The sequence below is a fragment of the Paenibacillus helianthi genome (genome assembly GCF_001909055.1).
Taxonomy (GTDB): domain Bacteria; phylum Bacillota; class Bacilli; order Paenibacillales; family Paenibacillaceae; genus Paenibacillus_AQ; species Paenibacillus_AQ helianthi.
In genome coordinates this window covers 13,235-27,493 of record NZ_LVWI01000079.1, presented here as the reverse complement: position 1 = coordinate 27,493, position 14,259 = coordinate 13,235, and the positions used below count along the sequence as shown (strand labels likewise).

9 protein-coding genes are annotated in these 14,259 nt (G+C 49.2%); 4 read left to right on the top strand and 5 right to left on the bottom strand.

Annotated features, from left to right (window positions below):
• The 5 genes from A3844_RS26915 to A3844_RS26890 all read right to left on the bottom strand — a co-directional run.
• On the bottom strand, positions 1-298 hold a 298-nt coding region (locus A3844_RS26915; protein ID WP_143192170.1), incomplete at its 3' end, for a hypothetical protein.
• Between the two features lie 223 nt (positions 299-521).
• A complete protein-coding gene (locus A3844_RS26910) occupies positions 522-1,316 on the bottom strand; it encodes a DUF1906 domain-containing protein (protein WP_074087016.1) in 795 nt (264 codons plus the stop codon).
• A 46-nt stretch (positions 1,317-1,362) separates the two neighbouring features.
• Entirely contained in the window at positions 1,363-1,629 is a 267-nt protein-coding gene (locus tag A3844_RS33210; RefSeq protein ID WP_074087015.1) for a hypothetical protein, read from the bottom strand.
• A 121-nt stretch (positions 1,630-1,750) separates the two neighbouring features.
• Complete coding sequence (locus tag A3844_RS26895; RefSeq protein ID WP_083607043.1) at positions 1,751-9,238, bottom strand: HYR domain-containing protein; 7,488 nt, start codon at positions 9,236-9,238, stop codon at positions 1,751-1,753.
• 93 nt (positions 9,239-9,331) lie between these two features.
• Positions 9,332-9,736 (bottom strand): hypothetical protein, encoded by a 405-nt coding sequence (locus tag A3844_RS26890; protein WP_074109050.1) that lies wholly within the window; start codon positions 9,734-9,736, stop codon positions 9,332-9,334.
• Positions 9,737-10,016: 280 nt separating this feature from the next.
• Here A3844_RS26890 and A3844_RS26885 point away from each other — a divergent pair, with 280 nt between their 5' ends.
• From A3844_RS26885 to A3844_RS26870, 4 genes are all read left to right on the top strand, one after another.
• Positions 10,017-10,376: a sigma-70 RNA polymerase sigma factor region 4 domain-containing protein gene (locus A3844_RS26885; RefSeq protein WP_074101110.1), complete on the top strand. Its 360-nt coding sequence runs from the start codon at positions 10,017-10,019 to the stop codon at positions 10,374-10,376.
• A 29-nt stretch (positions 10,377-10,405) separates the two neighbouring features.
• Positions 10,406-10,534, top strand: coding sequence for a hypothetical protein (locus A3844_RS33585; RefSeq protein ID WP_244169865.1), 129 nt, complete (start codon positions 10,406-10,408; stop codon positions 10,532-10,534).
• A 119-nt stretch (positions 10,535-10,653) separates the two neighbouring features.
• Complete coding sequence (locus A3844_RS26875) at positions 10,654-11,604, top strand: serine hydrolase domain-containing protein (RefSeq protein ID WP_074109049.1); 951 nt, start codon at positions 10,654-10,656, stop codon at positions 11,602-11,604.
• 888 nt (positions 11,605-12,492) lie between these two features.
• Positions 12,493-14,184, top strand: coding sequence for a methyl-accepting chemotaxis protein (locus A3844_RS26870; RefSeq protein ID WP_074087011.1), 1,692 nt, complete (start codon positions 12,493-12,495; stop codon positions 14,182-14,184).
• The last annotated feature ends 75 nt before the right edge of the window (positions 14,185-14,259 follow it).

Below are 14,259 nucleotides of genomic sequence, written 5' to 3'. Positions count from 1 at the left end.
TCCCCTCCCCTTGCTCACCCCGCTTCGCCGCTCCCGCCTCACTTGTCTGCTTACTTTCCTTGCTATCCTTCAAACTGGATAACAACTGAACCACGGCCCGGTTGCCCAGGGTACGCTGGAGCGCCAGCTTGTCTTCCCGGCTTAAGGAAGCCGGATTCTGCCGGATACGCCTGATGATCTCCACCGGGTCCGGCAGCTTGGTTGCTGCTGGCTTCACAAAAGCCAATGAATTGCTATATGGTTGATGGCTACCCGATGTTTTCTCTTTTTCCTTGCTTACGGTTGCATGGGTCTGCAAGCGGATTCCCCCTTCTGTAAAAAATCGGTTCTATAGATTAAGTAAAATCCATAGCGTTTTTTACAGCCGAACGGGAAAATAAATCCACTTATTGTAACAATTCATAAAAAAGGGGGGCGGATAAAAGAAAAAGTATCAAGTCCCTCAAAATTAAAGTAAAAAAGCCACCCAAAGGTGGCCGTTAACAGCATTTTTGCCAAGTCTATATTATTTGTGGGTGGTCCTACTTTTCCTCCTCCACCGGTTGACCCGATGCTTTGCGTATTTCATCTGCCAGACGGTGGAACTCCTCTCTGGATTCCGGGCTTCCTGCCGCCATATAGGCGGCTTGAATGAAGGCGATGATCTTCTTCGCGTCCTCTTGGTTCAGCATGTATTCCTTCACCTCCCCGTCCGAATGGGTTGGCGTTGAAGGAACGGCTGCCAGCGTGTTCCACCATCCCGCATCACCGCTGGACAGATTTATATCCACATTCACGCCATGGATCGGCTGTCCCAGCCCTTTGGGACCATTGTCGTACTGATAGAGGTGTATTCCTTCTGCTTTCCGGCCTCTGCTCCAGGCATAGGTCTGCCAAAAGCCTGTGCAGGCCTTGGCTGCCATCGCCGCTTCAACGACTGCTGCGCTCCCGTATACACCCGTTCGGAACTTCGAGGAAGCCTCACCTGCAGCCTTGATATACTGGATTACTGTGTCCATCTGGCTTGCTGATGCGTCGAAATCCACTGCGAAGTAAATCCGGCTTCCTGCCGGCTGTCCAACAGCTAACGCCGTTTGCGCAGCAATCGCTCCGTCCGCCAATCCCGCAGATCGTCCGCCTAATGCGCGGCTGGCAGTTGTTTCATATACAGAGACAATTTGCAGGCCGGCTGTGCTGATAGCTGCCGCCTCAGACTTTGTGAGTCTTTTCCAGCCAGAAGGTACCAGGTACCGGCATACGAATTCATAACCATCCTCCCGGAACTTCTTCGCTAACGTCTTCGTCAGCGGTGCAGCGCAATCAAACCCTTTGGCCATTATCCATCTCCTCCTTCTTCAAAAATCTTCTTCCGCTGTTATTCTGCTACCCGATCACTAGCTTCAGCAAAAGCCCTACTGCCGCAATAAACAGCCCCGCGCTGCTGATGATGGTTCCCACCAGCCACCGTTGGCTTTCTCCTTGCCTGACCTTCAATCTGGACAGCTCATCCCGTATTTCATCCATCCGCAGATGTGCCGATTTGCTGCTCTGCATAGCCTCAAGTGCAATATCCCTTGCGCTGTTCATAATATCGAGCTTCGTTTCTACGCGGGTCAACCTTTGCAGAATTTCATTCATGTCGTCTGGCATATCGTACCCCCGGAATGGAGCTGGTTAATCTCTCATTAATAGATATAACTCCAGGCTGCAGCCATTCATACCGGACGTCAGCCTGGAAGCTGTTACAATGAACTACTTACTTCTCACTTGCTTACGGTTCCATCCCAGCAATCAGATTGCCGGAGGCGTAGACCGTAATTTTATTGGTATCTGTATAATCTGTTGCCGGTGCATTGAAGGAATAGTCATTAGTCTGCGTGTAGTTGGAATAATTCAATTTCCAGAACCTGCATTGGATTTCTACTTTTTCACCCGGCTTCAGACTTCCGGCACCACTGGAGAAGCTGATCTCCAGGTAATAATCGCTACCGGTCTTGCTAGTGGTCTTTTGGAAGCTTCCTGTAATAAAGGACTGAATGCTGCTGCTGGAACCCGATACCCGGGAGTAATCAGCATAGAAGCCCTGAGGTTTCTCTCCATCAATGGTGTAGTAGTATCTAAGCTTAATGTTTGAGAGCTGAATGGTGCTGCTGCTTGTGTTCTCAAAGGATATTCTCGGAGCAATCGTATTCGTGATGCTTGTTCTAGTACCGTTGTACGATTGGACTTTAAATAACTGAGTAACGGTTACATACTGGACAGCGGTGGATACATTCCCGTTCGCATCGGTAGCGGTCCAGGTGACAGCTGTCTTGCCTACCGGAAATCCATCGGCAGGAGCATCATTTTTCAACGTGTATCCGAAAATATCATTCACTGTAGCCTGGCCCAGGGTCACTTGTGTTTTGACGCCTGTAGCTATGACGGATACATCTGCTGGTGCTTTCAGCACAGGCTTCGTCGTATCCTTCACTGTGATCTTCTGAATACCTGTGGTCACATTTCCGTTCTCATCCGTAGCCGTCCATTTCACTTCAGTAGTACCCAGCGCATAATCTGCCGGAGCGTTGCTGGTTACAGTTACCTTATAAATATCCGTGCCTGTCGCTTGTCCGATCTCTACCGGCGTCTTCAATGCGGTCGCTTCGACCGTCTTGTCGGCTGGCAGTTTCAGAACAGGCTTCGTCGTATCTACCACGGTAATCTTCTGCACACCGGTAGTTACATTGCCGTTCTCGTCCGTAGCCGTCCATTTCACTTCAGTTACGCCAAGCGCATAATCTGCCGGAGCGTTGCTGGTCACAGTTACCTTGTAAATATCTGTGCCTGTCGCTTGTCCCGCCTCTACCGGAGTCTTTAATGCGGTCGCTTCGACTGTCTTGTCGGCTGGCAGCTTCAAAGCGGGCTTCGTTGTATCCACTACCGTAATCTTTTGTATACCGGTAGTTACGTTGCCATTCTCGTCCGTAGCCGTCCATTTCACTTCAGTCGTGCCCAATGCATAATCCGTTGGGGCATCCGATATTACACTCACTTTGTAAATATCCGTGCCTGTGGCTATGCCGATCTCAACCGGAGTCTTCAGCGCGGTCGCTTCGACTGTCTTGTCGGCTGGCAGTTTCAGAGCAGGCTTCGTCGTATCCACTACCGTAATCTTTTGTATACCGGTAGTTACATTGCCGTTCTCGTCCGTAGCCGTCCATTTCACTTCGGTCGTGCCTAGCGCATAATCCGTTGGGGCATCCGATATTACACTCACTTTGTAAATATCCGTGCCTGTCGCTTGTCCGATCTCTACCGGCGTCTTCAGTGCAGTTGCTTCGACTGTCTTATCGGCTGGCAGCTTCAGAGCGGGCTTCGTCGTATCCACCACGGTAATCTTTTGTATACCGGTAGTTACATTGCCATTCTCGTCCGTAGCCGTCCATTTCACTTCGGTCGTGCCCAGTGCGTAATCCGTTGGGGCATCCGATATTACACTCACTTTGTAAATATCTGTGCCTGTGGCTAGTCCAATATCAACTGGCGTCTTCAGCGCGGTCGCTTCGACTGTCTTGTCGGCTGGCAGTGTCAGAGCAGGTTTCGTCGTATCCACCACCGTAATCTTTTGCACACCAGTTGTTACGTTGCCGTTCTCGTCCGTAGCCGTCCATTTCACTTCGGTCGTGCCCAGTGCATAATCCGTTGGGGCATCCGATATCACGGTTACTTTGTAAATATCTATGCCCTTTGCCTGACCAATATCGACTGGCGTCTTCAGCGCGGTCGCTTCGACTGTCTTGTCGACTGGCAAGATCAGATCCGGTTTGGTTGTATCCACTACCGTAATCTTCTGTATACCTGTGGTCACATTGCCGTTCGCATCTTTTGCGGTCCAGGTGACTTCTGTTGTTCCCAGGGAGTAATCCGCCGGAGCGTTACTGGTCACGGTCACATCATAGATATCCGTTGCCGTAGCCAGTCCAATTTCAACCGGAGTTCGAACCGCTGTTGCTTCCAGAGCAATGTCTGCCGGCAGTTTGAGTACGGGTTTGACCGTATCCGTGATGGTTACTGTGACAATCCCGATCATCGCGTTTCCGTTCGCATCCTTAGCGGTCCATGTCACTTTAGTGGTTCCCAGCGGGAATTTCGCAGTAATGCTCTCCCCTGAAGTGATCGGGTCCTGACTGCCAAACCCCGGGGCATCCGTAGTTAAAATAACCGGAAACAACTCCAGCACCTCAGGCACTTCCAGCTCCACCGGCGTTGCCAGCGCAGATGCTTCCTTGGTCAGATGCAAAGATCCTTTGAATTTCAGCACAGGCTTCGTGGTATCCACTACGGTTATTTTCTGCACGCCTCTGACTTCATTACCGTTCTTGTCCTTGGCCGTCCAGGTGACTGTCGTAGTGCCCAGCGGGTAGTCCGCCGGAGCATCCGATGTCACGGTTACGGGAAAAATGTCTTTTGCTGCGGCTTGCCCTATTTCGACGGTGGTTCGAATCGCTGTCGCTTCTACCGTCTGATCCTCAGGTACGCTAAGCGTAGGCTTCGTCGTGTCTACTACGGTAATCTTTTGGACACCCGTGGACACATTGCCGTTCGCATCCGTGGCAGTCCAGGTCACCTCGGTGGTACCCAGCGGATAGTCTGCCGGGGCATTGCTTACCATCGTATATTTGAAAATATCTGACGCCGTTGCCTGCCCGATCTCCACAGGTGTCTTCACTGCCGTGGCTTCCACGGTTTGATCCTTAGGTACGCTGAGCACCGGACGGGTCGTATCCACCACCGTGATCTTCTGCACCTTCGTGGCGACATTGCCGTTCTCATCGGTTGCGGTCCAGGTCACCTCAGTGGTACCCAGCGGATAGTCTGCCGGAGCATTGCTTACCATCGTATATTTGAAAATATCTGACGCTGTTGCCAGTCCGATCTTCACCGCAGTTTTCACCGCAGTCGCTTCAACGGTCTGATCCTCAGGTACGCTGAGCAACGGACTGCTCGTATCCACCACCGTGATCTTTTGCACCTTCGTGGTTACATTGCCGTTTGCATCTGTTGCGGTCCAAATAACCTCAGTTACGCCTAATGGATAGGAATCAGGTGCGTTATTGGTTATCGTAACTTTATAGATGTCCGTCCCTGTCGCCTGCCCGATCTCTACAGGGGTTTTCACTGCGGTGGCTTCCACCGTCAGATCCTTCGGCACACTCAGAACCGGCTTTGTTGTATCTACGACAGTAATTTTCTGCACCCCGGTGGACAGATTGCCATGCTCATCCGTAGCCGTCCAGGTGACTTCTGTTACACCAATAGGAAAGGTTGCCGGGGCATTGCTTTTGACAGTAACGTTAAAAATATCTGTAGCTGTTGCCATCCCGATCTCCACAGGTGTCTGTAATGCCGAAGCCTCTACCTGAACCTCCTTAGGCACGCTGAGCACCGGCTTCGTTGTATCCACTACCGTAACCTTTTGTTTACGGGTGGACAGATTGCCGTTCTTATCCTTGGCCGTCCAGAGTACCTCGGTAACTCCAATTGGAAATGCAGACGGAGCATTTTGGGTAACCGATGCAATCCCAAAAATATCTGTCACCGCCGGCACCGCCAGCTGAACCTGAGTTTCCCGGCTGGTTGCTTCCACCGTCAGATCCGCTGCTTCGGCAATGGAAGGTACGGTTGTATCTACTATGGTAATGGTCTGTGTTCCGCTGCTGATATTGCCATTGGCATCGGTGGCTTTCCAGGTCACAATGGTTTTCCCCAGCGGATAGCTTACCGGAGCATTGCTTACGATCTCTACCGCAAACAAATCCGTTGCCGCCGCTTGTCCTATGTTGACCGGTGTATTTACCGCTGTAGCCTCTTTGCTGATATCTGCGGGTACTTTCAGAACAGGAAGTGTTGTATCTTCTACCGTCACTTTTTGTTTGCCTGTAGTTAGGTTACCGTGGGTATCCTTGGCCGTCCAAGTGACCTCGGTAGTACCCACTGGATAATCATCCGGAGCATTGCTGGTTACCGTAACCGGAAAAATATCTGTGGCCGTGGCGATGCCAATCTGAACCTGTGATCTTACTGCTGTGGCTTCAACCCGGACATCTGCAGGGATATGAATTTCTGGATCAGTAGTATCCATAACTTTTACATTCTGTGTGCCTATGGCCACATTACCGCTCGCATCCGTAGCCATCCATGTCACCTTGGTTGTGCCTACCACAAAATCAACTGGCGCATCGTTAATCACAGTAGTTTTGAATAAATCAGTTACAGTGGGCTGACCGAGGGAGACTATGGATCTGACGGCCGTTGCTTCAACTGTAATATCTGCTGGTACGCCTAGAACAGGTTTGGTCGTATCCACGACCTTGATCTTTTGAGTACCTACGGTGGTATTGCCGTGCTCATCGGTAACTGTCCAGGTAACCTCGGTCGTTCCCAGCGGGAAATCAACGGGTGCATTATTGGTAATAGTCACCGGGAAAATCTCGGTAATTATTGGTTCGCCGATGTCTACCTTCGTTCTTTCTCCGGCCGCTTCTGCTGTCTTATCACCTGGCAGTGTAACTAGCGGCTTGGTGGTATCTGTGATCGTAACCGTCTGTGTCCCCTTGGTGCTGTTGCCATTCTCATCGGTGGCTGTCCAGGTGACCAGTGTTTTACCGACAGTATAGCTATCCGGGGCATTGCTGGTAATCACGACCTTGAAAATATCCGTGGCAGACGCCTGCCCGAGCGCTACCGGCGTCTTGATTCCGGTGGCTTCTGCTGAAATATCCTTGGGTACCGTCAGCACCGGAACGGTGGTATCCGTAACGGTTACATTCTGAACGGCTTTCGTTACATTGCCATGCTCATCTGTCGCTGTCCAGGTGACCTTGGTAACCCCTACCGTAAAATATTCCGGGGCATCATTGACTAACAGAACGTCGAACAAATCTGTGGCCTTAGCCGCTCCAACCTCCAGCTTCATCCGCGTGGCGGTTGCTTCAATACGGATATCCTGAGGAAGCGACAATACAGGCTTGGTTATGTCCGTTATCGTAATCAGCTGTTCCGCTGTCGTGACATTCCCATTCTCGTCCTCAGCTCTCCAGATCACCTTGGTGGTCCCCACCGGGAAATCCGCTGGCGCATTATTTGTAATATTCACTTTGAAAATGTCTTCCGCTGTTGCCGTACCCACAGAAAGCGGAGTTCTTCTGCCCGAAGCTTCTTTCGTGATGTTTGCAGGTACGGTAAGCACCGGCTTGATCGTGTCAACCACGATAACATTTTGTGCCGCGGTAATCACGTTGCTGTTCGCATCCGTAGCCGTCCATGTGACCTTGGTCGTACCCATGGGAAATTCCTTTGGAGCATTGTTAACTACAATAACCGGAAAAATGTCCTTTGCCGATGCACCGCTGACGATAGCCGGTGTTTTTACAGCGGTCGCTTCGACTACGATATCCCCTTGTACAGTGAGTACAGGTTTGGTTGTATCTTTTACCGTTACTTTCTGCACTTGTGAAGAGATGTTCCCTACCGGGTCCACAGCGGTCCATTTCACGGTTGTCGTTCCTATGGGAAAATCGGCCGGGGCATCGTTCGTCACGATGACATCCGGGATGGATACATCTTGTACGGAGGCTTTACCAATTTCGACAGGTGTACGGACTGCCGTTGCCTCCGTATTGATATCTGCCGGTACGGTAATCACCGGAATCGTTTTGTCTATTTTCACTTCAGTTTTCTGCACGGGAGTACTGTTCCCCGCCTGGTCTACAGCCCAGAACGCGAGCGGTGTGACACCCTCAGTCTGAACGGCAAAAGTTGCCGTTGTTCCGGCTACAACCTTCTCTTCTCCGGATGCACCCAGAGCATAATGAATTTCCTTGACCCCTGAGTTCACATCGGAAGCGGTGAGAGCGACTGTGACATTGGCGCTGTTCCAGCCTTTTGTATTCGGCTCAGGGCTTATTATGCTGGCAATCACCGGACCGCTTTTGTCAATTTTGACTGTTATGGTTTTGACAGCCTCGGTATTCCCGGTTCTGTCCACAGACCAATAGGTGACTGTAGTTGTTCCTTCCTTGCTGATCTCAGTATCCGCACTTACGCCCGCCGTTTTCACCGCATCATTTTCACCCAGCTTATAGTAGATGGAATTGACACCCGAATATGGATCTTCTGCGGTAAAGTGAAGTGTGACCTTATCGTGGCTCCAGCTGCCGGATTCCGCACCTGCTGCAGTTACAGTCGTAACCGGAGCTGTTTTATCAATGTTAATGGGACCAAAAGTAGCGATGGAATAATGGTTCTTATCCTCATCACTGGCAGCTGAGCTGTCGACCGCCTTACCGGTAGCGCTCTGACCCGCACCTTCAGCGGTAAAGTTCTGGTCCGAAGTCAGTGATCTGATCGCCGACAGCGTATCGATTGCCGTGTAGTGAACAGTCACCGAATGATTGGTCCATGTTCCGGCAATGTAAGGCGCTCCCACATCGGTTAGTGCAGATGCCGTAATCGCCGGCGGTGTGGTGTCGATCAGGTTTGACCCCACAGCACCCACCTCCACGCGGAAGGTGACCGGTTGAAGGCCCGGAACCGTGGCTTTGACCTCCATCGTCTTGATCACCCCGGTGCTCTTGGAATAGACCTGGTACCCTTCTCCCGCGTAACTTGTGTAGGTGTTAGCCGCAGAAGCATACCCATTCGCATCTGTAACAACCGTGATTCCGGTACTGTTCAGTCCGCGCATTACCGCGGTGATCGTACTGTCTTCAGAAGCAGTGAAGGTAACCGGAACCCCGGCAAGCGGGTTGCCGGCCAGATCCTTGACCGCAACAACCTGTGGCAGCATAAATCCGCGTCCGCCGGGAATGACACCCGAAGCCTGCGACAGCTTCATTTGCTGCAGCAGGGGTGATACTGCGGTCATCGACCCTTCCACATTGCTCACAGCGAGCAGACTCATCTGATAGGCTCCGTGATGTAAGATAACCCCGAGTGTTGGGTCTAGCCCATACACCGAATCATATACGGATTGGTAGACGGAATCCCTGACTGACAAGACATTTCCTGTCTGCTCAGCGGGAGGCGCTGTACCATACACTGCCCCATATGCTTTGCCTGCTCCCGCATCCTGCGGGCTAGTGGAGAACATTTTCTCCGATCCAAACACAGCACCGGGAGCCAGCATCAGGATCAGGAGCGTGAGGCATAACCATTTAGTGATGATGCCTAGCCTTCTTTGCTGTACATGCTTTCCTCTTCTTTTCGAATGTTTCATCATGCATCCCCTAACTTTTTTTGTGATAAGCGTATCGATTATGGCGAAACCTTGCTCCTCCTTTACTTAACAAAGGGAAATCAGAGCAGGTTTTTACAACTGTTTATTGCGGTTCACATAAACTTCTATTTTCGTTTCAATCCAGGCTTCGAGATCACCGATTGCAAGACTCAGCTCCTCTTTGGCGGCTTCCCCCAATATGGCTACAGCCCTCTCTTTGGCAAGATTGAACGATTTCTCCATCGCCGCTGCGTCGAAAGAGCCCTGCTGTTTCAGCCCTTCCACGAACGTCTGGTTCACCGCAATTACCGCAGATTCAATGGCATCTGAAGCCCGGTTCAGAAGCTTGTTCACAGCCTCGTCGCCTACCCTATCTTCCAAGTGGGCAATTTCCCGTTTGGTATACGCAATAATAGATTTCGCCATTAGACCCAGCAGTGGAATAACCAGTACGGTAAGAATGGTATTGATGATCTCCGGTGTAAAATAGTCCTTCATCGTTATCGCCTCCAATAAGTGTGATTTCGACATACCCAACCTTATTTTTCCTCATAAAGAAAGGTAAATCAGAGGCTATTTTTACAACTTTGCTAATAAAAATAGTAATCATGTAAATTTATGTTTTTGATAGTTGTGGAATCTATGGAATATTCTACTTGTTATATGAGGAGATAAATCAGCTGATCTATCCTATGCTTAACAAATGGAGGGATCGGGCCTGGGGGAACAGGCTGTGCTGGTTAATCTTTTGTGCAAAACTGAACATGGGGGAGTAGTCATGAGTACCTGTGAAGATGAGTTAGTTGAAACCTGCAGAAAACTGTTAAAACGCTCAGCTTGGAGAATCCAGTATAAGACTCGCATTCAACTGATAAGAGAGAGCAAACCGCTGTATGACAATCAGCTCTATGACAACAGCTTTGAGAGCCTGGTGATTTCGGAGCTGTTTGTTGACGAGCTTCTGGAAATGATTCCTTGGGAAAAATGCAGGTATATCATAAAAAAAACAGTGATTGACGGCATGCCGGAGCACGAGGTTGCGATCGAGCTACATATGACTCAACAGGGGGTAAGCAAATGGAAGCGGAAGGGACTAGAAATTCTGAAGGAATATCTCATCAATTCGTCGAGACTGTAAAAAAAGCACAAAATGGAGACAAAGCATCCATGGAGGATATTCTTAGCCTGTTCTCGGTAGATATCGAATATTTGTCTAAGTTCATCATGCTACCCCGCGAAGAGGCTATCCAGACCTTGAAGATCGAACTTATTAATATTGTATATCAGGATTTATAAATATAAAAAGCTGTCCGGAGCAATCCGGGCAGCTTTTTCGTTGTTACAGATTGTCCGCAGCCCAATTGGGGTATTATATCAACTGGTGGTATGATATCCCTTATGAAAGGGTGAACGGTATGAATCTGATGACATTAACTGCAGTTATTGCCCCTTTGCATTTGAGAAGCTGCCTGATCAGCCTCCAGGGCGAACTAAAATTTGAATATTATAGAAATGACAGCACAGCTACAGAGATTGCCAAGATCAATTCCTGTACCAAAAGTATACTCTCTTCGCTAATCTGCATCGCAATGGATCAAGGCCTGCTCCCGGAGTCTTCATCGAAGGCAGCCGAATTTTTCCCGCAGCTGGGCCGGGATACAGATAAGCGCAAACAGGAGATCACGATTGAACATTTGTTAACCTTGTCCGCAGGTTTTCGCTGGACTGAATTTGGCGGTCAGAATTCCTTTCCGAAAATGACCCGCTCCCCAAATTGGGTAAAGTATGTACTGGAGCAGCCGCTCGCACATGATCCGGGCACACACATGGAATACAATTCCGGAATCTCGCAGATGTTATCGGCCATTCTGGTCCAAGCCTCAGGAATATCAACGGCACAGTTTGCCGAGCAATTTCTGTTCGGACCTCTTGGCATTGAGAAGTATCACTGGGAAACGGATCCTCAGGGCATCCACACCGGGGGGTTCGGGCTTCAGCTACGGCCAAACGACTTGCTGAAATTTGGGGAGCTTTTTTTACATGGGGGAGTATGGGAGAAGAAGCAGGTTATTTCTCATAAATGGGTAGCGCGTTCAACGGCACCAGTAATCCTTGCCGAACCTCCCCGCCGCGGCGGGTATGGCTGGCATTGGTGGACTGACTCTTTTCCGTTAACTGCTACAGACGGAGGTCTGCCAACTGCCATGGATTATTATTACGCCCGGGGGTACGCTGGACAGTATGTATATGTACTTCCGGAGATTGAGGCTGTCGTGGTTCTGACCCAAGACAACAAACGCGGCAAAAACAACCCACCTGTTGATGTATTCCGTGAACACATTGCGCCTCTGCTTATTCAATATTAAATTCATAGGAACGCATAAATCCCCGTTCACCTTATAGCAAGGTAACGGGGACTTATGTGTTAACTCCTGTATGCACTTCAATCATTTCCTCCAAGTAACAAGCCATATCCCTGACATGGTGATTGTTCTCATATTCAAATTACCGTATTACCCGTTCTCTCCTGTCCGGAGTTATAATCCATGTCCTGCATATGGGGTGAATTCCCACGTACACGATTTCACGAAAAACGTTTTCACTGGCGTTTTCCCTGCTGTGAACATCGTATCCGTACGCTTCGCTAACCTTTTCTGGTGGAATCACGCTCTTTCTTCCGCAAGATCACTCTTGCTTGAATGAACAGCTTTTTCCTTCAATAAAGATTTGCTGTGGTTTCCCGCATCCCCACGGTCTGCCGAAAGATGTTGTCACATCCACCTCTCTACCCGCAGCCGATTCCGGCATGCTTCGCTAACTTAGTACATTGGATTCTCTCCTCTCCTACATTCATTGCTAAATTTAGGAATGAGACAGTCACCCTGGTAACCACTGACGTTTGCTTTTGTGGTTCCTGTGGTGATGCCTTTATTCTAGCGCATTATAGGTATTATTTAAAACTTCATAGAATTGTATTTATTCGCCTATTTCCCGATATACGGTGATTCCCATTCCTGGTCTTCCTAAATCTAAGTAAAGCTGCATATTTCGCAGTTTTGTAAGCGTTTTCGTACAAACTGAACTTTGAGCTACAGCAACGGCAATGCAGCCTGCCCTGCTAGGCTTTTTTTACATTTAGTAAGTTGCGGGTGAATTGTATATAATTTCACATGTTCTATGTTATACTTGATAAAAGTATATTGTACGCAATTTACTTTCATCAGGATTATAAATAAATAATGAGGTGGATTTCGTTGAAAGTTGCTAACAAGATTATCATTATGGCTAGTATTTCTCTGATTGTTGTAACGCTTATCATTTGTTCTGTTTTCTACTCTCAGAGCAGGAAAGCCGCTATCAGCTCTGGAGAAGAAAAGGCCCAGGTCGTTATCCAAGCCTTTGACTCGACTTTATCCGGAAAGGAATCGGCAGCGGAGCTTCAAGCTTCACTGGATAAACTAAAGTCGGCTGACCTTGAAATTGTAGATTTTAATATTTACAGCCTGGATAGCCAGCCCAAAGCGATAGCTTCCATGGATGCGGCAGAAATTGGCAAACCTGCCGATAAGGAAGACATTGAGGCAGCCAAGGAGAACCGCACGGTAACCCTATTGGATAAGAATATTGTGGATGTTACTACTCCTTTACATACGGACGGAAAAACTACATATGTTGCCGGTGTTCAGTTTGACATTGCAGATAAACTGGAGGCTTCCGTAGATTTAGTGTATTACATCATCATAGTATCTTTAATTTTGCTTGTTCTGGTGATGCTGGTTTTTTGGCTCTTGGTCCGCCGGTTTTTCACTAAACCTCTAGGTGTCTTTGTACGGTTCTCTGAGCAAATAGCTGCCGGTGACCTCCGCGCGGATATTGAAGTACTTAATAACAGCCGCAAGGATGAGATCGGAATATTATCCCGTTCCTTTTACCAAATGGTCTTTAATCTGAAGCACACGCTGGAACAAATTTCACGTTCATCCAGCCGGTTAGCGGATAACGCCAACCAGATATCACTAATCTCCATTATGGCAAGCAGAACAGAGAAAAGCATCGCCGCTTCCCTTGATGAGATCGCGAAGAACTCCAAGGAACAATCTGCTTCCATTGTAGAGAGCTCCTTGGGAATCGATGAAGTGGCCAAGGGCATCGAGCAGATCTCCATGAGCACTGAGGATGTCGCCCATGCATCAGCATCCTCTCTCGCACAGGCTGAGCAGGGGCGGGTAATCATTCATGAAACGCAGCAAATGATCGAGAATCTTGTTCTCGATTCCAGTGAATCCGTAGCAGTTATTGAACGTCTGGGGGAAAAAACGAAAGAAATTGATGGAATCATTGAGCTCATCTCACAGATAGCATCCCAAACAAATCTGCTAGCCTTGAACGCATCCATAGAAGCAGCCCGTGCGGGCGAACAAGGAAAAGGCTTCGCTGTTGTGGCAAATGAAGTGAAGAAGCTTGCGGAGAAATCCAAAACTGCTTCTGACCAAGTATCCGCAATGATCCGCTCCATTCAGGGCGAAACAGAGGCCGTCGTACTTCAGATTAACCTTAGCTCGGAAAAAACGGCAGAGGGCTTAAATGTTGTCCAAAAAGCCGGCAAAGCGTTTGAGCATATTACAGAAAAGGTAGATTCGGTTAACAGCCAGATCATCAATGTTTCTGCCATAGTTGAAGAGATCTCCTCCAGCTCCGAAGAGATCGCAGCTACGATCCAGCTCATTTCCAATAACGCAGAGCTGTCCAGCGGAAAAGCTGCGCATGCGGCACAAGCCACCGTCAGATCTATGTCGGCGATGCAGGAAATGATGGATTCCACCCGTAGCCTGACCCAATTAGCAGAGGAGTTGGATAATCTGGTCAACCAATTCCAATTAGAGGTACAGGCAGCAGCTGACCCTGAAACAGATACGGATTCCAATGAGGAACCGGATGTGGCATAGCAGGACAAATTCATATGCTGCACCAACCAACCGGCCCGAAGCAGGAATTACTCCTGCTTGCGGGCCGGTGGTGGT

Coding starts and splice junctions, on each gene's coding strand:
- A3844_RS26875 (WP_074109049.1), top strand. CDS start 10,654: ATGAATCTGATGACATTAACTGCAGTTATTGCCCCTTTGCATTTGAGA.
- A3844_RS26910 (WP_074087016.1), bottom strand. CDS start 1,316: ATGGCCAAAGGGTTTGATTGCGCTGCACCGCTGACGAAGACGTTAGCG.
- A3844_RS26885 (WP_074101110.1), top strand. CDS start 10,017: ATGAGTACCTGTGAAGATGAGTTAGTTGAAACCTGCAGAAAACTGTTA.
- A3844_RS33210 (WP_074087015.1), bottom strand. CDS start 1,629: ATGCCAGACGACATGAATGAAATTCTGCAAAGGTTGACCCGCGTAGAA.
- A3844_RS26890 (WP_074109050.1), bottom strand. CDS start 9,736: ATGAAGGACTATTTTACACCGGAGATCATCAATACCATTCTTACCGTA.
- A3844_RS33585 (WP_244169865.1), top strand. CDS start 10,406: ATGGAGGATATTCTTAGCCTGTTCTCGGTAGATATCGAATATTTGTCT.
- A3844_RS26895 (WP_083607043.1), bottom strand. CDS start 9,238: ATGAAACATTCGAAAAGAAGAGGAAAGCATGTACAGCAAAGAAGGCTA.